This is a genomic window from Acinetobacter sp. 10FS3-1, assembly GCF_013343215.1.
Classification (GTDB): domain Bacteria; phylum Pseudomonadota; class Gammaproteobacteria; order Pseudomonadales; family Moraxellaceae; genus Acinetobacter; species Acinetobacter lwoffii_C.
Genome location: NZ_CP039143.1, coordinates 2514838 through 2538168 on the forward strand (window position 1 = coordinate 2514838; position 23331 = coordinate 2538168).

Annotated in this window: 24 protein-coding genes; 10 read left to right on the forward strand and 14 right to left on the reverse strand. The window is 46.5% G+C overall.

The genetic code is table 11. The features are described 5' to 3' along the window. Positions 1-7 precede the first annotated feature (7 nt). From rplW to rpsJ, 4 genes are read right to left on the reverse strand one after another with little or no spacing between them, the layout of a single operon-like run. Positions 8-328: a 50S ribosomal protein L23 gene (rplW, locus tag E5Y90_RS11900; protein WP_151203989.1), complete on the reverse strand. Its 321-nt coding sequence runs from the start codon at positions 326-328 to the stop codon at positions 8-10. Next, on the reverse strand, positions 325-927 hold the full coding sequence (gene rplD, locus E5Y90_RS11905) for a 50S ribosomal protein L4 (protein WP_151203990.1): 603 nt from the start codon (positions 925-927) through the stop codon (positions 325-327). The genes rplW and rplD overlap by 4 nt, the downstream gene beginning before the upstream one ends. Before the next feature lie 11 nt (positions 928-938). Next, a complete protein-coding gene (gene rplC / locus E5Y90_RS11910; RefSeq protein WP_151203991.1) occupies positions 939-1577 on the reverse strand; it encodes a 50S ribosomal protein L3 in 639 nt (212 codons plus the stop codon). A gap of 59 nt (positions 1578-1636) precedes the next feature. Then, on the reverse strand, positions 1637-1948 hold the full coding sequence (gene rpsJ / locus E5Y90_RS11915; RefSeq protein WP_000070912.1) for a 30S ribosomal protein S10: 312 nt from the start codon (positions 1946-1948) through the stop codon (positions 1637-1639). A 759-nt stretch (positions 1949-2707) separates the two neighbouring features. On the opposite strand from rpsJ, the gene E5Y90_RS11920 reads away from it, so the two are divergent. The 6 genes from E5Y90_RS11920 to E5Y90_RS11945 all read left to right on the forward strand — a co-directional run bounded on the left by E5Y90_RS11920 (position 2708) and on the right by E5Y90_RS11945 (position 8363). Continuing rightward, entirely contained in the window at positions 2708-3910 is a 1203-nt protein-coding gene (locus E5Y90_RS11920) for a PLP-dependent transferase (RefSeq protein WP_174660277.1), read from the forward strand. A 255-nt stretch (positions 3911-4165) separates the two neighbouring features. Further along, positions 4166-4372, forward strand: coding sequence for a hypothetical protein (locus tag E5Y90_RS11925; protein WP_174660278.1), 207 nt, complete (start codon positions 4166-4168; stop codon positions 4370-4372). 197 nt (positions 4373-4569) lie between these two features. Next, positions 4570-5778, forward strand: a complete 1209-nt coding sequence (hmpA, locus tag E5Y90_RS11930) for an NO-inducible flavohemoprotein (protein ID WP_174660279.1) — start codon at positions 4570-4572, stop codon at positions 5776-5778. Positions 5779-5869: 91 nt separating this feature from the next. Then, positions 5870-6310, forward strand: coding sequence for an RrF2 family transcriptional regulator (locus tag E5Y90_RS11935; protein WP_174660280.1), 441 nt, complete (start codon positions 5870-5872; stop codon positions 6308-6310). Positions 6311-6412: 102 nt separating this feature from the next. After that, on the forward strand, positions 6413-7276 hold the full coding sequence (gene yihA / locus E5Y90_RS11940; RefSeq protein ID WP_174660281.1) for a ribosome biogenesis GTP-binding protein YihA/YsxC: 864 nt from the start codon (positions 6413-6415) through the stop codon (positions 7274-7276). Positions 7277-7415: 139 nt separating this feature from the next. Continuing rightward, positions 7416-8363 carry a metal-dependent hydrolase gene (locus E5Y90_RS11945; RefSeq protein WP_174660282.1) on the forward strand — a complete coding sequence of 316 codons (948 nt, stop codon included), beginning with the start codon at positions 7416-7418 and terminating at the stop codon, positions 8361-8363. 525 nt (positions 8364-8888) lie between these two features. On the opposite strand, the gene E5Y90_RS11955 is transcribed toward E5Y90_RS11945, so the two are convergent. Both E5Y90_RS11955 and E5Y90_RS11960 read right to left on the reverse strand, forming a co-directional pair. Next, complete coding sequence (locus E5Y90_RS11955) at positions 8889-10124, reverse strand: dicarboxylate/amino acid:cation symporter (RefSeq protein WP_174660283.1); 1236 nt, start codon at positions 10122-10124, stop codon at positions 8889-8891. Positions 10125-10268: 144 nt separating this feature from the next. Continuing rightward, on the reverse strand, positions 10269-11141 hold the full coding sequence (locus E5Y90_RS11960) for an acyl-CoA thioesterase (protein WP_151203998.1): 873 nt from the start codon (positions 11139-11141) through the stop codon (positions 10269-10271). Between the two features lie 282 nt (positions 11142-11423). Here E5Y90_RS11960 and plsB point away from each other — a divergent pair, with 282 nt between their 5' ends. Continuing rightward, positions 11424-13994: a glycerol-3-phosphate 1-O-acyltransferase PlsB gene (plsB, locus tag E5Y90_RS11965; protein ID WP_174660284.1), complete on the forward strand. Its 2571-nt coding sequence runs from the start codon at positions 11424-11426 to the stop codon at positions 13992-13994. A gap of 155 nt (positions 13995-14149) precedes the next feature. Here plsB and E5Y90_RS11970 read toward each other — a convergent pair whose 3' ends face one another. Continuing rightward, on the reverse strand, positions 14150-14950 hold the full coding sequence (locus tag E5Y90_RS11970) for an NAD(P)H-binding protein (RefSeq protein WP_174660285.1): 801 nt from the start codon (positions 14948-14950) through the stop codon (positions 14150-14152). 33 nt (positions 14951-14983) lie between these two features. Between E5Y90_RS11970 and recG the strand changes: the two genes are divergently transcribed. Beyond that, positions 14984-17029: an ATP-dependent DNA helicase RecG gene (recG, locus tag E5Y90_RS11975; RefSeq protein ID WP_174660286.1), complete on the forward strand. Its 2046-nt coding sequence runs from the start codon at positions 14984-14986 to the stop codon at positions 17027-17029. After that, the gene (locus E5Y90_RS11980; RefSeq protein WP_174660287.1) at positions 17016-17651 is read left to right on the forward strand and encodes a ComF family protein; all 636 of its coding nucleotides are present in this window, start codon (positions 17016-17018) and stop codon (positions 17649-17651) included. Before recG ends, E5Y90_RS11980 begins: the two co-directional genes overlap by 14 nt. Positions 17652-17657: 6 nt before the next feature. On the opposite strand, the gene E5Y90_RS11985 is transcribed toward E5Y90_RS11980, so the two are convergent. Next, positions 17658-18059: an NUDIX hydrolase gene (locus E5Y90_RS11985; protein ID WP_174660288.1), complete on the reverse strand. Its 402-nt coding sequence runs from the start codon at positions 18057-18059 to the stop codon at positions 17658-17660. A gap of 28 nt (positions 18060-18087) precedes the next feature. Beyond that, positions 18088-18678, reverse strand: a complete 591-nt coding sequence (locus E5Y90_RS11990; RefSeq protein ID WP_174660600.1) for a TIGR00730 family Rossman fold protein — start codon at positions 18676-18678, stop codon at positions 18088-18090. Between the two features lie 152 nt (positions 18679-18830). Here E5Y90_RS11990 and E5Y90_RS11995 point away from each other — a divergent pair, with 152 nt between their 5' ends. Further along, positions 18831-19844, forward strand: coding sequence for a CorA family divalent cation transporter (locus E5Y90_RS11995; RefSeq protein ID WP_151205491.1), 1014 nt, complete (start codon positions 18831-18833; stop codon positions 19842-19844). Positions 19845-19990: 146 nt separating this feature from the next. Here the strand turns inward: E5Y90_RS11995 and E5Y90_RS12000 are convergent, their stop codons facing one another. The 5 genes from E5Y90_RS12000 to E5Y90_RS12020 are packed head-to-tail and all read right to left on the reverse strand — an operon-like array spanning position 19991 to position 23219. Beyond that, entirely contained in the window at positions 19991-20281 is a 291-nt protein-coding gene (locus E5Y90_RS12000) for an STAS domain-containing protein (RefSeq protein ID WP_174660289.1), read from the reverse strand. A gap of 15 nt (positions 20282-20296) precedes the next feature. Continuing rightward, entirely contained in the window at positions 20297-20929 is a 633-nt protein-coding gene (locus E5Y90_RS12005; RefSeq protein ID WP_151205493.1) for an MlaC/ttg2D family ABC transporter substrate-binding protein, read from the reverse strand. A gap of 18 nt (positions 20930-20947) precedes the next feature. Further along, entirely contained in the window at positions 20948-21625 is a 678-nt protein-coding gene (locus E5Y90_RS12010; protein WP_174660290.1) for an outer membrane lipid asymmetry maintenance protein MlaD, read from the reverse strand. Next, entirely contained in the window at positions 21625-22404 is a 780-nt protein-coding gene (gene mlaE, locus E5Y90_RS12015; protein WP_174660291.1) for a lipid asymmetry maintenance ABC transporter permease subunit MlaE, read from the reverse strand. Before mlaE ends, E5Y90_RS12010 begins: the two co-directional genes overlap by 1 nt. Beyond that, on the reverse strand, positions 22401-23219 hold the full coding sequence (locus E5Y90_RS12020) for an ABC transporter ATP-binding protein (RefSeq protein ID WP_174660292.1): 819 nt from the start codon (positions 23217-23219) through the stop codon (positions 22401-22403). Before E5Y90_RS12020 ends, mlaE begins: the two co-directional genes overlap by 4 nt. Positions 23220-23331: the final 112 nt, after the last annotated feature.

Below are 23331 nucleotides of genomic sequence, written 5' to 3' on the forward strand. Positions count from 1 at the left end.
TTCGTCCTTATTCCGCTGTGCTTTCAGCGGTATCGCCCAAGTCAGCCATTTCAACATCTTGGCCAGCTTTCAGGGTGACGTATGCTTTTTTAACATCAGAACGACGTCCTAATGTTTTACCAAAGCGTTTAGACTTACCTTTAGTGACAGTCGTGTTAACTTTAACCACTTCCACACCAAAGAGTTGTTCAACTGCTTTTTTGATTTCAAGCTTATTTGCATCAAGTGCAACTTTGAATACTTGAACACCAGCAGTCTCACCTAAAACTTGTGCTTTTTCTGAGAAAACAGGTCCTTGCAGGACTTGATATAAACGTTCGTTGTTCATCCGAGTTCTACCTCAATTTTCTTAGCAGCAGCTACAGACATAACAACTTTATCGAACGCGATCAAGCTAACAGGATCAATTGCAGTCGCATCAACCACATCAACGTATGGAATGTTGCGAGCTGCCAGATACAAGTTCTCATCAACAGCATCAGTAACGATCAATGCACGCGTAGCATTCAAGTCGTTAAGTTTTGCAAGCAATTCTTTAGTTTTTGGAGCTGCAACTGCAAACTCATCAACCAGCACCAAGCGATCTTGACGAACAAGTTCAGCCAGGATGCATTGCATAGCACCGCGGTACATTTTACGGTTTACTTTTTGAGACCAGTCTTGTGGACGAGCAGCAAAAGTTTTACCACCGCCAACCCAGATTGGGCTACGAATAGAACCAGCACGAGCGCGGCCAGTACCTTTTTGACGGAATGGCTTTTTACCACCGCCAGCAACTTCCGAACGTGATTTCTGAGCTTTAGAACCTTGACGACCACCAGCTAGGTAAGCTGTAACAACTTGGTGTACAAGAGCTTCATTAAATTCACGACCGAACGCAACTTCTGATAATTCAACAGCAGAGCCGGAAACAGTATTTAAATTCACGTTATTTCCCCTCAGGCCTTGATCGTAGGACGAACAGTTACGTCACCACCGGTAGCACCAGGAATCGCACCTTTAACTACCAGAACTGAACGTTCTGCGTCGATAGATACAATTTCAAGACCCTGTACAGTTACGCGTTCAGCACCTAAATGGCCAGCCATTTTTTTGCCTTTGAACACGCGACCAGGAGTCTGGTTTTGACCTGTAGAACCTAAAACACGGTGAGATACAGAGTTACCATGTGAAGCATCTTGCGTACGGAAGTTCCAACGCTTAACACCACCCTGGAAACCTTTACCTTTAGACTGACCAGTTACGTCAACAATTTGACCCACTGTGAACAGATCTACGCCAATAGTAGCGCCAACTTCACGACCTTCAAGCTCAGCTTCTGAAACGCGGAATTCTTGAACCAGACGACCAGCAGCAACACCCGCTTTCGCAAAGTGGCCTTTCTGAGCGTTAGTTACGCGAGATTCGCGACGTTCACCAGTAGTGATTTGAATCGCTTGATAACCATCAGTTTCAAGCGTTTTGATTTGAGTGATTCGGTTAGGATCAACCTCAATCACTGTAACAGGCACAGAAACACCAGCGTCTGTAAAGACACGTGTCATACCGCACTTGCGACCGACTAAACCAATAGCCATGTGCATAAACCTCTAAAAAAGCGGCCTAATTAACTTAGAGTGTTAATTAACCGAAAGCCTTAACCCAATGCGATCTGAACATCAACACCAGCTGCTAGATCTAACTTCATCAACGCATCAACAGTTTTATCAGTAGGTTGAACGATGTCGATCAAACGTTTGTAAGTGCGGATCTCGTATTGGTCACGCGCATCTTTGTTAACGTGTGGTGATGTCAAAACGTTAAAACGTTCAATGCGTGTAGGCATTGGAATTGGACCACATACTTGTGCACCAGTACGTTTTGCTGTTTCTACGATTTCTTGAGCTGATTGATCAATTAGACGGTGATCAAAAGACTTAAGACGGATACGAATTCTCTGGTTAGACATACCAGTTAACTCCAAGCCAAATATATAAAGAATCACTCTTGACGCATCTCACCCCACTATTTCAAGGTAAGTGTCAAGAGCAGTGAAATATCACCAAGGTCATGATCGATGCCATGACTGTAACGATAGTTAACTACTTTCTTCGCAGTTAACCCCTTCCTATTGAAGGGTCGCTCATTATAGTCATTGTTTAATGCATAAGCAAATGCCTTTTACAGTTTTATCCGGCTATTTGACTGCATTTTCTGAATTGACCATTTATTTTTCTAGAAGTATCAAAATTGACCCAGTCGCTTCTTTTTAATTGCGCGATTGAGTCGCTACTTTCCTCCATAAAGCATTTTTTATTCATTTTCCCACTTTCTGCCAAGCTTGGAGATATAGACTCGAGCACTGCGTCAGCTCTTTTTTATCTTTCTCAAAGGTTCTTAAATTCATTGAGTTATTTCAAAAATAGATTAAGAAACAAGCATACTTTTACCAAACCGCTCGAGCTGATCAAGAGGGGGGATTCGCTATTACTCCACTCTGTGCCTAAGAGCCTCGCCAGCTTTTTTAATATGGGTCATAAGATAAATCCTTATTAGATCTAGCCTACTCTGAGTTGAGCTATTTTAATCCCGCCGTAAAAGCCGATTTTACAACACACCATCCACCCTAAAACCAGATAAAGCTTTTCAACCATCTTCATAGCCCTAGTCGCGCCCCCGAGATTCTCTTAAGCTAGGACAATAACGACTTACATTTGAGCGCATTCACGTGAAAAAAAATCCACAAACTACCCTGATTCATGCACCGCGAAAGGCTCCTCAATATATCTCTACGGTTCAGCCTCCCCTTTATCGTGCATCTACCATCATTTTTGAAACCACGGATGCATTGTTTAATCGCCACTGGAGCGATGACTATGATTATAGTTATGGCACCCATGGCACACCTACCACATTTACATTAGCCGACAACATTGCTCAGCTTGAAGGCGGACAATACTGCTTGCTGGCTCCGAGCGGCCTGTCGGCCATCAACCTCGTCAATTCCTGTTTTCTTGCTCAGGGAGATGAAGTCTGGGTAGCAGACAATATTTATGGCCCCAACATGGAGCATCTGCGTAATCTGGAAAGCCGCTATGGTATTACGGTAAAGGTCTATAATCCGATAGAGGCCAGTTCATTCCAGCCTACAGAAAAAGCTAAGCTGATTTGGCTCGAAGCCGCAGGTTCAGTAACGCTGGAATTTCCAGATCTGACCGCTTTAGTTCAAAAGGCGCAGAAATATCATGTTTTGACTGCACTCGACAATACCTGGGGAGCAGGTCTGGCATTTAATGCCTTTGACTTTGGTACGGAACATTTAGCGGTGGATATAACCGTGCATGCGTTGACTAAATATCCAAGCGGCGGTGGTGACATTTTGATGGGCTCTGTGGTGACACGGGATCAAAAGCTGCATCATCAGTTGTTTCGCATACATGCAATTCAAGGCATTAGCGTGTCCGGTGATGATGTGGCACAAGTGCAACGCAGCCTGGCATCCATGCAACTGCGTTATCAACATCAAGCTCAAAGCTGTTTAAAACTGCTGGCTTGGCTTCAACAGCGAAATGAATTTGTTCAGGTCTTACATCCTGCCGATACGCATGCCGCAGGTCATGAATACTGGCAAGAAATTTGCAAAGATGGACAAAGTGCCGGTCTGGTCAGCGTGATTTTTAAACCTGAATACACTTTAGAAGATATTCGTACCTTCTGCGATGCCCTGCAACTGTTCAAGCTCGGATTTAGCTGGGGTGGGCCGGTTAGCCTAGTCATGCTTTATGACTTAAAAGAAATGCGCATGCTTCAACATTCACATTTGAAAGAAGGCTTCCTGGTTCGCTTCTGTATTGGGCTAGAACATCCTGCAGATTTAATTCAAGATATAGAAAATGCATTAAAACAGTTAGCTCAGCAGCAACATGAATAGATCAGAATAGAAAATCATATGGGTGCAGCAACTGTGATTGCCAAAAAACCCGCCCACACACAGAGGGGGTTTGATCCCCACAATTTGCCCACCACCACGGCTTAATCGCCGGGGTAACGGGCAGTGTTCAAACCCTAAGCCTAAAAGCCAAGCCATTGAAGAACTGGGCACAGGCAAAGCCTGAATAAGCTATCTGAATGAACAAGGCATATCGCAAATGGTTGAAAGTTGCTGGGGGAGGTACCCTATTCTTCATTGAACCCATTTGCCGCCAAAGAACGCAAAATACTGTTCAGTGTCATTGCAGGCACTTACCTACACAGCCTGGATGGTGAAAATGCGTTTGAGATATTGCAGCAAAAAGCAGCTGAACCCGCTGCCAAGCAACATCAAAAACTGTTTCAGGATACAGTTGGAACTTTTACCAAAAGTGCTGCACGTAGCTATGGATGGCAAGAGTAGAGAAAAAATTATCTGAGATTTATTGGGCACCCTGTTCGTAAAAATAATCTATTCCTTCGATCATTAACCTCTTCATTATAGAATATTCTTATATTCCATAATTTTTTTATGGGTATTTAAGTGATGGCTATTGTAAAACCATTTTTAAAAATGTATTTTAAATACATCTTATAGATAACACCCATGAGAAATCAGCTATGACTCCGCAGCAAATTGATCTTGTAAAAGCCACTGTTCCTGTTCTTCGTGAAAATGGGGTTGCATTGACAGGTTATTTCTATAACCGCATGCTGGGCAATAATCCAGACTTAAAAGAAACCTTCAATATGGGCCATCAGCGTAGCGGCGCACAAGCGCAAGCCTTGGCCGGTGCAGTGTTGGCCTATGCGGAAAATATTGAAGATCCTTCCGTGCTTTTGCCTGTGGTGGAACTGATTGCCCACAAACATGTCAGCCTGAATATTCAAGCGCCGGATTACAATATTGTGGGGGAAAACCTGCTGCATTCCATCAGTGAAGTACTCAATATTTCAATGGAAGATCCTTTAATTGATGCTTGGGCTGCGGCTTATGGTCAATTGGCGGATTTATTCATTAACACTGAAAAAGCCATTTATGATCAACATCAGCAAACCAAAGGCAGCTGGTTAGGCTGGCGCAATTTTAAAATTGCCAAAAAAGTAGTGGAAAGTGATGAAATTACTTCTTTCTACCTTACCCCTGTAGACAGTGGCGATTTGCCAAAATACGAAGCAGGACAATATATTTCTGTTCGTGTCTTTGTGCCGGAACTCAACCTAAGACAGCCTCGTCAATATACGCTGTCCACTTGCCCGCAAGCGGACTATCTGCGTATCTCGGTCAAACGCGAAGATCAGAAAGATGATTTAATTCCGGGCTGGGTCTCTAATACGTTACATAGCCTGCCAGAAGGTTCAGAAATTGAAGTCTCTGCGCCAACAGGTAATTTCTACCTGATTGATGCAAATAAACGTAATGTATTTATCAGTGGGGGTGTAGGCCTCACCCCGATGATTGCCATGCTGAATCAACTGGTTACTTTAGATATGCCACAACCCGTCACTTTCATCCATGCGTGTCGCAGCAAACAAGTGCATGCCATGAAACAGCATATTCAGGATTTAAAAGCAAAATATCCTCGCTTAAGCACAGTGACTGCCTATGAGTTTCCGCATGCCAGCGACAAATTAGGCGAAGACTTTGACATTGCAGGTCGTTTAGACCTTAGCAGCCTCGACAGTGCCTTACTACCAACAAATGCAGACTACTACCTTTGCGGCCCAATGCCATTTATGGCTGAACAGCAAAAAGTACTGCTGGCTCGCGGTATTCCGGCTGAAAACATTCACAGTGAAGCCTTTGGCACAGGTGGTGTACACCACTAAGCGGCAACACAGACACAAAATAAAAAAAGGGGGTTAGTTTGGTTATGCTAGACTAGCCCCAATTTTTTTAATCAAAAATCTCAGTATTATCATGCAACTGAATAAATTCACTGATTATGCGCTTCGTATACTGATGTATGTTGCACAACCCCGTGATCTCCCTTATACGATTGCTGAGCTGGCCGAGCGCCTGGAAGTTTCGCAAAACCATGCGATGAAAATTGTCCATTTTATGGCAAAGCAAAACTGGCTGATTACCACCCGCGGCAAAGGTGGAGGAGTACGCCTGAATCCGGATACTTTGAAACTTCAGCTCGGGCAGATTGTGCGGATTTTACAACGTGACAACCAGATTGTGGAATGCAATGATCCTCCCTGCGTACTGCGCTATGGCTGCGGTTTAAAAGGTATTCTGGATCAAGCTATGGAACAGTTCTATGCCAGTCTGGATCAGTATATTCTGGGCGATGTGATTCAGCCTGTTCAAGGGCATTTTAGCCTTCAGTCCCCCATCAACCTGATTAATCTTTAACAGCTATTTCCCCCTCTTTGCGGCTGAACAGCGCTAAAGTTCGCTTGCCTGCCCGACTTCCTTTATAATAGTTCCTTGTATATTAGTCATTGAAGTTGAGCCATGCATCACAGCAGAGGAAAGTCGAAAAACAGTAAGGCATCGAATGCCCCAAAGCAAAAGATCAGCTATGAAAAAAAAGTAGATCCTGCGATTACTGAGTACTCTGTGCGCGCACTGAACTGGTTGCGTAAAGCTGAATTCCTAATGAGCGCACCCAAGCTGAGCCTGTGTGTAGAAGATACGGGATATGAAGTGGCTTTTGCAGGCCGCTCAAATGCAGGGAAGTCGAGCGCGATTAATGCCTTGACCAACCAGAAGCAGCTGGCACGTGCATCGAAAAAGCCGGGGCGCACCCAGATGATCAACTTCTTTAGTCTGGGCAATCCGGATCAGCGTCTGGTTGACTTACCCGGCTATGGCTATGCTGCCGTACCAGAAGCCATGAAGATCGTATGGCAAAAAGAGCTGGAAAATTACCTGATTCATCGCCAGAGCCTGCAAGGTCTGGTGTTATTGATGGACATCCGTCATCCTCTGCAGCACTTTGACATCATGATGCTGGAATGGGCCTATTCACGTAAACTGTTCGTGCATGTGTTATTGACCAAATCTGACAAACTGAATCGCGGTCCAGCCTCTAAAGTCCTGCAAGAAGTGAAAGCCAAGCTGAAAAAAATGAAGCTGGACTTTTCAATTCAGCTGTTCTCTTCCCTCAATAAGCAAGGTCTGGAAGAACTGGCCAGTGTGATGGGGGGGCGCCTGAATTTCACGCTGGATCAGACCGTTGAGTTTGACCTGGACAGCATTCCTGACGCGGTAGCCGATGAACTGGATGAACCACAAGAATCGATGGCTATAGAAGAAGATGAGTCAGAGGCCCAAATTGCCGATGATGCGACGGATGAAAGCCGACAAGCCGATTAATCAGGATAATCCCCCCCCAAATTCATCATTAATTGATATTTCAATGTCCCGTATTGCTAATCACAATGCGGGATATTTTTTTCATACTGATTTTTACCGCATGTAGAGCATTACACGTTAAAACAATAAGGACAGTATGATGAAACTTTTCTCCCGTTTAAAAAACGCTAAACTCGGCTCATCTATCAGCTATTATATTCAGCCACGTAAAGTAAAATTTGAATGGCAAGACACGCCCGTGGACTGGATTCCACAGCAGCCTTATGTAAGCTATTTCATCAATGAAATTAATATGATTTTACCTGCTGGCGAATTCTGGTTTTGTCGCCTGTATAACAAAGTTTTGCCCCAAATTCGTGATGAAAAACTGAAACAGGATGTGCAAGCCTTTATCCGCCAAGAAGCCATGCATGCTCAAGCGCATAACTCTGCCAATTACGAATATTTAACCGTGCGTAATATTGATATCCAGCGCAACCTGAATGTCATGAATTTCCTGTTTAGCCGATTACTGGCCGATCAGCCTTTAGGCCTAAAGATTCCTTCATTATTTGAACATCAATGGGATGTATTTCGCCTCGGCATTATCGCCACGGTGGAACACATGACCTGCGTACTGGGTAAATATGCCCTGTATAATCAGGAGTGGCAGAAACTGGGAGCAGACCCGGCGATGCTGGATTTGATTAAATGGCACGGTGCAGAGGAAATTGAACATCGTACTGTCGCCTTTGATTTATACCGTCATTTAGGTGGCGGTTATATTGCCCGTTATTACCTCAGCATCATTGTGATTGCGGCCGTGATTGGGCTGTGGGTTGATGGCACTGCCCATCTGATGAAACAAGACCCCCGCTTTAAAGCGATCCGCCCGGCCGTATACAAGCCGTGGATCTGGCGTGAATGGTATGCGATTGCACAACGTAACAATAATTTAATACCCAGCCCATTTTGGCTCATCTCACAGCAGCTGGGATATCTGATGCCATGGTACGATCCACTGCACGAGGCCAAAACTGAAGATGCGATTGCTTATCTGGCATCCTCCCCGGCAGCCAAACGTGCAACACAGCTGAAAGTGGCATAATCCCCCCATTCATCACTTAAGCCGCACGATACAATAATGTCTACCCAGCAGGGGCAATGCCCTGCTTTTAATTTGTTCGCAGTATATGGAAATAACAATAAATATAGCGTATGCACGCCCGCACTTCCGTCATTAAGTTTGCAGGGCGCGACCTGGCGGCAGCCTTGGATTTTTATCGTGAAGGCTTGGGCTTAAGCAGTGAAGGCGTCATCAATCAGAAATTTGATTAGGTCGCTGTAGCATTTATTGAACTGCAATCAGGTTTAAAACTGGCTTTATGGCCGCAAAGCAGCACTCAACAGGATACCGGACTGACGCTGAGTGCAATATGCCCCGCACACATGAGCTGGGGACAAAAACCTATAATCCTCTGAAAGTTGATCAGGTTATAGCTCAGGCAGAAAATACCGGCGCCGAAATTATCAGAGCTGCACAAGCAAGCGCTTACGAGGGTTATGCAGGGTAGGTTTAGAATCTGGAGACCAGCTCCTGAAAGTCATGTTTAACCCCCAGTTCGGAAGTGGACTAAGTCTGTTGTGGCTCACGGGTATAACGATCGACCACCACGCTGATCATCATGTCACCCTGTACATTGACCACGGTACGCACTGTATCCAGCAGACGGTCGATCGGTAACAGAATCGCAATCGCTTCGGCAGGCAGCCCCACGGATTGCAGCACCATAATCATGGTCACCATTCCGGCACTAGGAATACCCGGTGCACCTAAAGACGCAATCATTGCCGTGGCACAGACAATCAGCTGCTGCCCCAAACTCAGGTCTAGCCCCATCAGGTTAGCAATAAACAATGCTGCTGCTGCCTCATATAAGGCCGTGCCATCCATATTTAATTGAGTGCCTAAAGGGATAACAAAGCCGGCTGTTTGTGGGCGTACCCCTAAATTTTCCTGTGCACATTTTAAAGAGAGCGGCATGGTGGCAGAACTGGAACTGGTGGCAAAAGCAGTGATCAGAGCGCTACGGGTGCCCTTAAAGAAAGTCAACGGGTCCATTTTCCCGAAGAACCACAACAGAAGTGGCAGCACCACTACACCATGAAAAATCGTGGTTCCAGTCACCACTGCCGCAAACTCGGCCAGACGGCTGAGCACGGAAATATCTTCAGTTGCAATCAGTTTGGCCAATAAGGCAAAAATTCCTATCGGCGCCAGTTTCATTACCCAGCCAATCATTAACATCATGATGTCAAAAAACTGATGACTGAGTTTACGCACGGTACGAAAGCGGTCACCACCTGCCACCAGCGCCACCCCGATAAACAAGGCAAATACCACCACTGCCAGCACATTGCCATCTGCAAAGGCCTTAAAAGGATTAATCAGGGTGTTTTGAATAAAATTGGTGAAAAAGGAGGACGGCGTCAAGGTATCCGGCGTTTTATGCTGTGCCATGGCATCTTGAAACATCACCACATCTACCCCCTTGCCCACCTCAAATAAATGCGCACAAGTGAGTCCCAGAATCAGTGCTAAAGTGGTGGTCGTAACACAGCACATCAATGTGATTTTCCAGGTCCTGCTGAGCTGCCCGCCGGCTTGCAGATTGGAGACTCCCACCACAATTGAGGTGAAAATCAGCGGGATCAGGATCATTTTAAGCAGACCAATAAAGATGCTACTCGCAATGCTGATTGCGTACAGGCTGATATTGAAAAACGGGATTTCTGGAAATAAAGTCAGTAAAAATCCAAACCCTACCCCCAAGACGGCGGCAATTAAAATCTGCGTATTCAAGCTCATTTTACGTGCATTTTTAATATTGATCTTAAGCGGCACTATGCCACGCAAGAACTAGAGAATCGAGTAATTTTTTATAAACACCTGTCTCTGAAAAAGCATCAAGCCGGATCCGGAGTCCAGCTTGATGTAGGTTTATATGCTGATTTACTGGGTTTCAATTTCACGTAAACGAATCAGGCCTTCCTGAGTGGTACTACAGACCAGCTCGCCATTTTGCCACATCCGTCCAAAGTTCAGGCCGCGTGAACTGGCACTTTGCGTTGCTTCCATGTCATAGAGCATCCATTCATCTACCCGGAAGGGCTTATGAAAATACATGGCATGGTCAATGCTCGCACACTGCAGGCTTGGAGACAGATAGCTCAGGCCATGCGGACGTAGCGCCGTGGTCATCAAGGTAAAGTCAGAATAGAACGCCGCAATGGCCTGATGCAGAGAAATCTCATCGACTTCTGCAGCAATCCGGTCATGGGTACGGATATAGTGTGCATAAGAAGGTGCTTCAGGCTGGGGCTGAAACGGATTTTGCGGATTGACCGGACGAATTTCGACATGACGTTCACGGGTAAAAGAAGCACGGACATTTTCCGGAATAAACTCAATCATCTGCTGGACCAAAGCCACTTCATTTTTCAGGCTTTCCGCTGGCGGATATTCAGGCTCTGAAATCTGATAGTTCAGCCCCTCTTCCTGCTGGGCAAAAGACACCATACACATAAAAATGATCCGGCCATGCTGGATTGCACGCACCTGGCGGCTGACAAAACTCTTCCCATCACGAATGCGGTCAACCTCATAGATGATCGGAGCGTTAACATCGCCACCAAACAGAAAGTAGGCATGCAGGGAATGCGCCGGACGGTCTGTGGTATAAGATGCCGCACGCAAGGCCTGACCCAAGACCTGCCCACCGAACACACGCTTGCCGACCAGATTGCGGCTAATTCCACGAAAAATATTTTCTTCTAACTTTTCTAAGCTGAGCAGCTCGACCAGTTCCTGGGTTAAGGCATTCATAGGCAACCTATTCGATGGCGGGGAAATTCCCCAGTAAAAATACACATGTATACAAATAAACTGGAATATTCTGCCATAAATTCAGACCAAAACCCTAAAGATTGCTTGACTGTTCTGTCATATCAATTGCACAAGCTACTAGGAAATACCCTGAATTTCGCGCTAAAATTGCACGGCTTCTGCTGAATGTGTTCAAAATGACATATCGTTTCTATAAAGAATCATACACAATCATTCCTCTTCAGAAGTCTAGTAGTTTTGGTCAGTAAATTAGGAGTAACTATGTCCAAGAATGGCTTTGGTCAAATCTACCGCAAGCTTTCAAGCAAGCTGCTTGATCTGGTGGTAACCCCTCAGGTTCTCGGGGAAGTACCAAGTGAAGTGACTGCTCCAGCCACTGACCAGACCGCCCCGGCATCACAGAAAATTATCTGCTACGTTTTACAGAATCACTCTCGCAGTAATGCGCTGGTCGTGGATGCTGAGACCCGCCGTCTGAAAATACCGCCGGCTCTGGATTCACTCGAGCTCGGTGAACTCAAAGAAAAAACCTCGCTGCTGTTCCTGCAGTATCATGATGATAATAATTTACTCAGCGCCCCAGCGCATGCTTTTCCGCCACGTCTGCTACGTCTGATTGAGGCACTGGAAAAACATCCGGAACTGGATGTCGAACTAATTCCAGTCACGGTGCTGTGGGGACGTGAGCCTGAAAAAGAAGATTCTTGGTTTAAACTGTTATTTACCGATACCTGGTCGACTCCAAGCCGGGTAAAACAGCTGGTCAATATCGGCCTGCACGGTCGTCAGTCTTATTTAGAGTTTCATGAGCCGAAGTCCTTGCGTGCCATGATTGACTTTGCCAAAGAAACCCATCCGAATTTATCGCCGGCCACGTATATTGTCTGCAACCTGAACGATTATCTGGACGCGCAGCGTGAAGTGGTACTCGGGCCAGATCTGTCAGATCGACGTAATGTCATGCATGGCCTGATTAAATCGACCGATGTACAGGCAGCGATCCTGAACGAAAGTATCCGCAGCAAGATTTCAATGCTTGAAGCGGAGCGCCGTGCAATTGGCTACTTAAATGAAATTGTATCGGATTATTCGCACTCAACCGTGCGTTTTGCAGACAAGGCTCTGACCCGTTTATGGACCCAGCTTTATGACGGCGTCGAAGTGCATAACTTCAGCACCGTGCGTGAACTGGCCAAGGACTATGAAATTGTCTATACGCCATGTCACCGCAGCCATATCGACTATCTGCTTCTGTCTTATGTCATTTATAAACGTGGCCTGATGGTGCCTTATATTGCTGCGGGCGACAACCTGAATATGCCATTTGTGGGTCAGATTCTACGTGGTGGCGGTGCATTCTTCATCCGCCGGACTTTCCGTGGTAATGCCCTGTATACCACTGTGTTTAAGGAGTATTTGTACAGCATCCTGTCACGTAACACCCCACTGGAATATTTTATTGAAGGTGGCCGTTCACGCACAGGCCGTCTGCTTCCGCCAAAAACCGGTATGCTGGCCATGACGGTACACGGTCATTTACGTGGCAAGGCCAAACCGATTGTTTTCCTGCCGACCTATATTGGCTATGAACGTCTCATGGAAGGCGGCACCTATGTCGGTGAAATGAACGGGAAAGAAAAAGAAGCTGAATCTATTTTTGGTATTCTAAAAACTTTACGCAAAATTGAACGTATTTTTGGCAAGGTGCATCTAAACTTTGGTGAACCGGTGTTTCTGGATGACATGCTGAAACAGCATGGTGCAGAAAATATTCAGATTGCCAAGAATGATGATCCAATTCCAACTGCTGTATCTGAAGCCGTCAACAGTTCTGCTCAGGCAATTCTGGAAAATATCAACAGTGCTGTGGTCATTAACCCGGTTTCATTGCTGTCGTTGATCTTGCTGGCGACGCCAAAACACACGCTGGATGAAGAAGTCTGTATCAAGCAGCTGGATACCTACCGTAATCTGCTGATTGCCTTGCCATATGATGAGCGCATGCAGGTCACACCACTTTCAGGTAAAGAAATCGTGGCTTATGCCATGAAACTGAAACTGGTCAAACGCGTGAAACATGTGCTTGGCGATATTATTGCAATTGAAGATAATCAGGCTGTATTGTTAACCTATTTCCGTAACAACATCGTACATGCCTTTGTATTGCCATCCTTGATTGCAGCGCTGGTTGAACATAACGGTACGATTCGCCGTAAAGACGTAATCAATGTCAGCAGTACGCTTTATCCATTCCTGAAAGCCGAGCTGTTCCTGAAATGGGCGGAAGATAAAATTCAGGAACAGGTCAATGCCTATATTGACGCTTTAATTGCCAGCAAACTGATTGCTGAAGAAGGCGAAAATCTGGTGGCCCCTGCACCAAATACTGAAGCCTATCACCAACTGGAAGTCTTGACGGCACCGGTGACACAAAGTCTGGAACGCTATTATATGACGCTAGCGCTAATCACCCAGCGTGGTTCAGGCAATATCTCGACCCGTCAGGTAGAAGAGCTGAGTCATTTGGTCGGTCAGCGTCTGTCCGTGCTGTATGAATTCAATTCGCCAGAATTCTTTGATAAGGCCTTGTTCCAAAGCTTTATTAAAGTGCTGACCCAGAAAGGCTATCTCAGTACCAATGCCGACAATGCCATTGTTTATGATGAACAGCTGACCAATGTGGCGCAATATGCCAATCTGGTGCTGGATGACGTGAAGCTCCAGATGCTGCATCACATCACCGCCTTTACCGATGAAGAGCTGAAAGAAGCACTGGATGCGGTTGCGGCTGAACAGGCCAAAAAACGTGCCAGACGCAAGAAGAAAAAGTAAGTTTTAAATAAAAGAGAGGCCATTTGCCTCTCTTTTTTATTTTAGGAAGGATGCAGTTCGCTGCCAGATGTTCATTAGGGTCAAATCCTAGCTCCCTGAACCCTCTCCAACAAGAGGAAGTGTTTAATTCCTTTCTTAACAGAAAGAGGGAAAGCTTACTTCATCAACTCCAGATAATCCTGAAAACAGTCTGGATGGTTGAATCTAAATCCAGTTTTCTGCATTCGGGTTGCATACAGCTTTTTGCCTGTCACCTTTTGACTTTCCACCTGAAGCAAAGGAATTCGCATCTGCTGCTGGAACCATTGCAATACTTCAGCTAAAAGCTGAGGCTGGTTATTGGTCACAATATAAGAAGAATCAGGATGTTCCACGTGAATCAAGTGAGCAAGGAACCGGGCCAGATCTTCAATATGAATCCGGTTCGACCAGTGCAGATTCGGATAATGGGGCATGGATGCAGCCATGTGTTGCATCCGCTTGACCGAAGTGCCATAAATCCCACTGGGACGGATAATCGTACATTGCTCAGGATAGGCGGCAAGATAAGCCTGCTCCATCTGCTGCAAAATTTTGCCCTGAGCATCCTGAGGATGGATTGCAGTGTCATCATCCACGCTTTCGCCGGCATTTTGTCCATACACCCGAGTCGATGAAACCACCACCATGCGTTTGACTGGATGCATGTTCAAGGCTGCCACAATGGGCTGAACCGAATCCAGATAGGTCTGCTGATAACCTTCAACCGCCCTTTGTTTTGGACTCAGTAATACATAGACCCAGTCAATTGGTGCAACTGCTGTTAAATCCAGTGTATGTACATCCTGCATCAGATGAGTTGCAAATGAATCTGTTTTGGGACTTTGGCTAACTGTGCTAATTTGATGACCGTGTTCAAATAATTGTTTAGCTACCCGCTCGGATGTTTTACCATAACCAATAAATAAAATATGCATTAAACACCGAATCACAGACCAGGTTGAGGAGACATGGCCGCAGTCCATCAGTTACAAGGCGTTGGCAATGCCGCCGCTGCTTTACTCGAAAAACTGAATATCTTGAATACTGATGATTTGCTTTTTCATCTGCCACGCGATTATGAAGACCGTAGCACGATCATTCCCATGAATCAATTAAACGTGGGACGCAGCTATTTGCTGGAAGGCACAGTCAAAGGAGTGGATTTTCCACCGGGCAAACGCAAGTCGATGGCGATTCTACTGGACGACGATTCTGGTAAAGTGACCTTGCGTTTTTATCATATCTATAAGGGAATTACCGACCGCTGCAAGCTGGGTAATCGCTTAAGAGTATTTGGCGAGGTTCGGGTCGGTGCGCGCGGTCTGGAAATGTATCATCCGGAATTGCAGGTCATTACTGAACACACCCCTCTGCCCCACACCCAGCTCACCGCCATCTATCCATCGACTGAAGGACTGACCCAACCCAAACTGCGTGAATACATCAAGCAGGCACTGGAACTGCACAGTGATGATTTGCCCGAGCTGTTACCGCAGAAATTTAGCAATGGCTATGATCTCAAGCAGGCGCTGGAATATATTCATCATCCACCGCTGAATGCCAATATGGTGCAGCTCAGCCAAGGTTCACATCCGGCACAGCAGCGGCTGATTTTTGAAGAACTGGTCGCACACCAAATTAGTTTGCTGACCCGACGTTCTTTTCTCCAGCAGATTGAAGCCCCTTCATTTGCACCCAGTAAAACTTATGCCAAGCAGCTTTTGGCCAGTCTGCCCTTTGCAATGACCGGCGCACAAAAGCGGGTATCGAAAGAGATTGCCCACGACCTGAAACAAAACAAACCGATGTTGCGTCTGGTTCAGGGCGATGTTGGCGCCGGAAAAACCCTGGTTGCTGGAGTGGCGGCCTGTCATGCCCTGGAAGAAGGCTGGCAGGTGGCCTTGATGGCACCGACTGAAATTCTGGCTGAGCAGCATTATCTGAATTTTAAGCGCTGGTTTGAGCCACTGGGGCTGACTGTCTCCTGGCTCTCTGGCAAGCAAAAAGGCAAAGCCCGCGCAGCCTCCGAACAGCTGATCCGGGAGGGTAGCACGCATCTCGTGGTCGGGACTCATGCGCTGTTTCAGGAAAATGTCGAGTTTGCCAAACTCGGCCTGGTGATTATTGACGAGCAGCACCGTTTTGGAGTGGATCAACGTCTGGCGTTAAGAAACAAAGGACTGGATGGCATGTCTCCGCATCAGCTGGTCATGACTGCCACCCCGATTCCACGTACCCTCGCCATGTCGGCCTATGGTGATCTGGATACTTCAGTCATTGATGAACTGCCACCGGGCCGTACTCCGGTTCAGACCGTGACCATTCCACTTGACCGGCGTGAGGAGGTTTTACAGCGCATTGTAAGTAACTGCGCCGAAGACAAACAAGCCTATTGGGTCTGCACCCTGGTGGAACAGTCGGAAACGCTCGATGCCCAAGCCGCCGAAGCAACTTTTGCCGAAATTAAGGAGCGTTTTCCGGAGCTGAATATCGGCCTGGTGCATGGCAAAATGAAAGCCGATGAAAAACAGGCCGTGATGCAGCAGTTTAAACAGAATGAACTGCAACTGTTAATTGCCACCACCGTGATCGAAGTCGGCGTGGATGTTCCGAATGCGTCAATTATGGTCATTGAAAATGCTGAACGCCTGGGTCTGTCACAACTGCATCAGCTGCGTGGCCGCGTTGGCCGCGGTGCCAAAGCCAGCTTCTGTGCCCTGCTCTATAAGCATCCTCTGTCACAAAATGGTCAGGAACGCCTACGCATCATGCGAGAAACCAATGACGGCTTTATGATTGCTGAAAAAGATCTGGAATTACGCGGTCCGGGAGAATTACTGGGAACCAAGCAGACAGGTGATATGGGCTTTCGGGTGGCTAAACTGGAGCGTGATGATCATCTGCTGGGTCAAGCACACTATGTGGCCCAGCAAATGCTGAAAGATTATCCAAAACAGGCAGCAGCCTTGCTCAAACGCTGGCTTCCCGAGGCACCGCGCTATGCTTATGTTTAATATACTGCAACAAGGCAAGCACTGGCTGAACCGTTTACAGCCCTGCCAGTTATGCCACACGGACTATCAGGCCCTGCATTCTGTCTGCCAAGATTGCTGGCAGCAGTTGCCGTGGGCTCATCAGACCATTCAACGTCAGGACATCCAGTTTCAGGTGGCCTGTGAGTATGCCTATCCGATGGATCGCTTAATCCAGTTATTTAAATATGAGCAAAAGCTGCATCTGGAGCCACTTTTGGCCGGTGCCCTGCTGAGTTTGAATTTTCCTAAAGTCAGTGCTGTGGTGCCGATGCCGATCTCCACAGAACGCCTGGTCGAACGCGGCTATAACCAGTCTTTATTACTGGCCAAGCAGGTGGCCCGACAACTCAATGTGCCGCTCTGGCAGCCTGTTCAGCGTATGAAACAGCATTCACAAAAAGGCTTAAGCCGTCTGGAACGCATGGAAGATATTGAAGCGCAGTTCCAAATCGCGACTTCTTCAACAATACGCTACCGGAAAGTCCTGATCATTGATGATGTCGTTACAACAGGCAGCTCGATGCGTGCTTTGAGCCACAAACTCAAAGAGCTGGGTTGCCAGCATATTTATGCAGCTTGTCTGGCTGGCGCCAGAATGTAATCTCAATCACACGGATACCAACAGATATTCTTTTACCCAAGGTATGACAATTTCTGTCGTCAACGGAGCCAACTGGACATCCTTCTGCCCTACGTCTACCCATTTCATCTCAGCAATTTCAGCCTTAATATGCGGCTCAGTAGCCAGCTCAACCAGATAGACATAACTGATGAGCTGATGATCAGGCTCATTGGCGGCCAGTGTTTCAAAGCGTCCTATACATTGCTGTATTTGCGCCTGACAGCCAATTTCTTCCTGAATTTCCCGTAACAGGGTTTGTTCAGGCGCTTCATCCGGCTCCAGCTTTCCGCCCACCTGCATAAAACAGTCTGTTCCCTGCTTGCGAACCACCAGCAACTGCTGGCTTGAATTTAAAATGATAGCTGCTGCCACTGTAATTGTGTTCATGGATCTGGTGCGAATCAAAGAAAGAGCGCTATTTTACAAGATCGGTTTGATCGACCATACCCCATTTTGCTTCAGGCGGCCGATAGCTTTCAAACTGCTCTAAAATATCCTCAAGATGATCACTGACAATTAACGCATCGGTAAAACGTGCCTTGGTAAATCCTTGCTCTGTGGTCATTCGAATAAACTTGAGCAGGTCGTCATAAAAACCATCTACATTTAAAAATGCACAGGGTTTCTGATGAATACCCAGCTGTGCCCAGGTCCACTGCTCGAAGATTTCTTCCAGTGTGCCCGCACCGCCCGGAATGGCAATAAACCCCTGGGCCAGCTCTGACATTTTGGTTTTACGCTCATGCATGTTGTCTACCACAAACAGCTGGGTAATATCCGGATGCGCCAGCTCACGGTTGACCAGTGCGCGTGGAATGACACCTGTAACTTTACCGCCAGCAGCCAAGGCACTGTCTGCAACCACACCCATCAAGCCCGACCGGCCACCGCCATAGACGAGCATTTGTTGTCGTATGGCCAATGTCTGTCCGACCTGTTTAGCAATTTGTGCATAACGCGGTTCTGAGCCTAAGGCTGAACCACAAAAAATTGCGATAGAATTCATCATTTTCATCATTCCATTAAGCGAATAGTGTACCAGAGTGTGCTCTGACAGTTTTTTTTCAAAAATAACCCTACAATCAGTGTTTTTATTTAATTCCTTGTCTAAAATACCTCCATTCAGATTTACATACTGCGCAGGGGAGAAAAGAGAGCATGCTTGAAGCTTTTTATGCCACAGGGCGCGGTAGCTTAGAAGATGCCACCATCAATGGTGATTTCGACCTGCATCCGGAATTAGTCTGGGTCGATTTAATTGCACCTTCACAGGAAGAGCAACAATGGATCCTGGACGCCTATGGGCAAAACCTGCCGACTTTAAAATCGCTGGAAGATATTTCTTCAAGTGCCCGATTCTACCGTGATGATGACGGTATTTTGCATGTCAGTACCTATTTTTTAACGAAAAATAAAAATTATCAGCTCGAAAGTGAACATGAAGATGAAGCCAGCATTCTGGCAACAGTTCAGACTGTGGCTTTCATCCTGCACAAGGAGCGGCTGTTCACCTTACGGGGTGAAAAACTGGTTGCTTTCCGGGCCTTCCGGGCGCGTGCACGCCGTAATGATTATGAAATCGACTACAACGATCCGACCTGGATTCTGCTTGGCCTGCTGGAAGCCAAGCTGGATGAGCTGGCCGATATTCTGGAAGATGTACATAAAGACCTGGAAAAATACTCCACCGAAGTCCTGAATAACCGGCATCGTGAACAGATTCTGGATCTGGATGACATGATTACCCGTCTGGCCCAGCTGGAAGATATGCTTGGAAAAGCGCAGCTCTGTTTAATTGATTTGCGGCGGGTGCTGACCTTTCTGTCCCGTCCCCGGGCATTGGGCAGTCATATTTATGATGCAGATATTCGCGAGTTGAGTGAAGATGTGCGCTCGCTGGTCGAACATGATGCGTTCCTGTTCCAGAAAGTCCGCTTCCTGCTGGACACCACCTCCGGATTTATTAATACTGAACAGAATGACACCATTCGTCGCTTCTCGATTTTACCGAGTATGCTGGCACCTCCGATGCTGATTGCCAGTATCTACGGCATGAACACCGATGTACTGCCTTTCGCTCAAGGAACGATGAGCTTTGTGATGGTCAGCATCATTCTGATTGGTTTTCTGATTGGCCCATTAATTTACTTTAGATGGAAGAAGTGGATTTAAAGGACGTTGCAATCCTCTCTCCCTATGGGAGAGAATTAGAGAGAAGGTTATGAATAATTTACCTCTCCCTAGCCCTCTCCTATCAGGAGAGGGAACCTCATACATTCAATTCTATAAAAATAAAAAAGCACCCATCGGTGCTTTTTTTAATTGATGATCTGCAAATCATCCTGCAAATGACAGGCTTGAATGATCTTCATCATTTTTACAGGCACTGCCTTAAACTGAAGTCCCTGCGCCTGTGGGGTCTGACGTAACCAACGCACTAGAACCGCCAGGGCCAAGGTACTGCCATGTTCCAGTGCGGCCAGATTCACCACCAGCGGAAACTGGCTTTGTGCCTGAATCACGCGCAGACCTTTTTGATAATAGTCCTGCGCATTTTCATAATTAATTTGACCTGACACCTGCAATTCCTGATCATTGAATTGGATCACAGCTCACCTATCTTGTTATTTCTTGTCAATTGCCGCTTCTGCATCCGGCTTGAAGTTGGCAATGGCCTTATCCAGATTACCGCCATTACGTTTTACAGTGGCCGCAAACTGGTTACGGAACTGAAGACCCAGATCAATACCAGAAACGTTGATGTTACGGATTTTCCATTGCGAACCTTTATCCACCAGCTGGAAAGCCACCGGAATTTTCTCGCCATTGTTATTAAAATCAATCGTCACCACCGGGTTTTTGCTATTGCTGGCTTTGTATGGACGGATGTTATAGGTCTGATTACTGAACTTCGAGAACGCCGTACCATAATTCACGATTAAAGTTTCACGGAAATTCTTCTCAAACTGCGCACGCTGCGCCGCAGTACTGTACTGGTTGGTTGCATAAGTTCCCATCACAATACGGGTGAAAGACTGTGAATCAATATACGGATCAAGATTTTGACGGATAATCGTTTTTACCAACGCAGGATTATTCTGCAATTTGGCATGATCAGCTTTGAGGCGTTCAATCAAGCCATCTGCCACTTTTTTGATAAATGCAGGCGGCGTTTCAGACGGTGCAGCAAACACAGTACCGGTCATCATGGTGGAAAGAATGCTCACGGCAAGCGTTTGTTTTACTAGAGTCTTCACTCGAATCTCCTCAATTTACTATTCAACAAATGCAGGTTCTGCATCGGTTGTTCCTGAAAATGCAGCGTCTTCCGAGGCATCTTCCGGGTTATCTGACGATTTGTCGGTACCACCGGTAATAAATTTCGTCACTAGGTCTTCAATTTCCATGGTGCCTTGGGTATTGGCAATCTGATCACCACGTTTAAGATAATTCAGACCGCCACCTGGGATGATTTTCAAATATTTTTCACCCAATAAACCATTGGTTGCTACCATAATATAAGCATCTTCATCAATATTAGTGATGGATTTCATGTTATCTAACAGTTGCTTTTCCATTGCTTTTTGTTGAGCAGGATCTGCCGCTGTATAATCGGAACTATAACGTAACTCTTCTAATGCTTCTTGCTGGACCTGTTTCAGCTGTTCGGCATTAAAGGTTGTCAGGGAGCCATCCAGTGTCATATGTACAGTGGCTAAACGGGTTACCGGATCAAGCGTAATCTCATCGACCTGGCCGACTTTGACGCCACTTAACGCCACTTTGGCACGCGGCTTAATTCCATTGACATTTTCAAAGGTCGCCGTCATTTTATAGCTGTCCGCGATATTGGTTCCTACCAGGCCACTGACACGCATGGCCAGGAAAAACAGTGCAATACCAAACAGAATGACAAAAACACCAACGGCCAGCTCACTTATACGTGATTTCATTAAATACCTCCGAACATGACCGCAGTCAACACGAAATCAAAGCCTAAAACGCACAATGAAGAATACACCACTGTACGCGTTGTAGAAGTTGCAATACCTTCCGAAGTTGGCTCACAGGCATAGCCCTGATATACCGCAATCCAGGTACAGATTAATGCGAATACAAAACTTTTAATAATAGTGCCATTCAAAATATCTTTATAGAATTGCACCGTATTTTCCATCCCACTCCAGTAGGCGCCTTCATCTGCCCCCAGAAAGTCCACTCCGACCATTTTGCCACCCATAATTCCGACAGCAGCAAAAATCACGGCCAGCATTGGCAGGCTAAAAATCCCCGCCCATAAACGCGGTGAAATCACTCTTTTGAGTGGATCAACACCAATCATTTCCATACTGGATAACTGTTCAGTGGCTTTCATCAGGCCAATTTCTGCAGTCAGGGCAGAACCCGCTCGTCCGGCAAACAGCAAGGCTGCAACCACAGGTGCCAATTCACGCAACAAAGTCAAAGCAACTGCGGTACCCAGCATGGCCTCACTGCCAAAAGTCGCCAGAATGGTATACATCTGCAAGCCCAGTACCGCCCCAATAAACAGACCGGACACCACAATAATCAGCAGCGATAGTACGCCTACCCGATACATCTGGTATATAAACAGTTTGACACCGATCCAGGTGGGCATGGAAAACAGAATCTGCAACAGCATCAGGGCCGCAACCCCTATACCGCGGACACGCTCAATCACACGTCTCCCCAGCTGGGCGATAGCATTCATGAACGCACCTCATCATTTAAATAGGGTTTATGGCTGAACTGATAATCCACAGGCCCTGCGACGGCTCCGGTCAGGAACTGCTGAACAAAAGCAGAAGAATGGGCTTTCAGCTCTGCCGGTGTGCCCTCCCCCTGGATTTTTCCTTCTGCCACTACATAGATATAATCGGCAATCGATAAGGTTTCTGCCACATCATGCGAAACAATAATGGTCGTTAAATCCAGTGCTTCACGTAATGAGCGGATCAAACGGGTCAGAACCCCCATCACAATCGGATCTTGGCCAGCAAATGGCTCGTCATACATGATCAGCTCCGGATCCAGCGCAATGGCTCTTGCCAGTGCCACCCGACGATTCATCCCACCCGACAGCTCTGAAGGCATCATCTGCTCAGCGCCACGTAAACCCACAGACTCCAGTTTCAGCGCTACAATTTCAGCAATCAGATGTTCAGGTAATTTAGTATGAGCACGGATTGGAAAGGCTACGTTTTCATAGACACTCATGTCGGTAAACAAGGCTCCACTCTGGAAGAGCATCCCCATACGCGCACGCGCCGAAAAAAGCTCGGATCGCGACATCTGAGCAATATCCCGCCCATCGAGCAGGACTTGCCCCTGATCTGGCGTCAACTGGCCACCAATCAAGCGCAATAATGTTGTTTTACCGGTCCCGGATGGACCCATAATAGCGGTAATCTGTCCGCGACGAATGCTGAGGCTCACATCTTCATAAATCACACGTTCCCCGCGCTTGAAGCTTAAATTCTTTACTTCAATCAGAGAAGGCATAGTTTGCGCTGTTTGATTTCCCATAGTTGAGTGGATTCCTGCATTTTTTCATCATGCGTACGATAAAGAAACAAAGTTCAAAATATTAGCATTTGCAAAAGAAGGGTCAAGGTTATGAAAAGCAATACGGTCTACT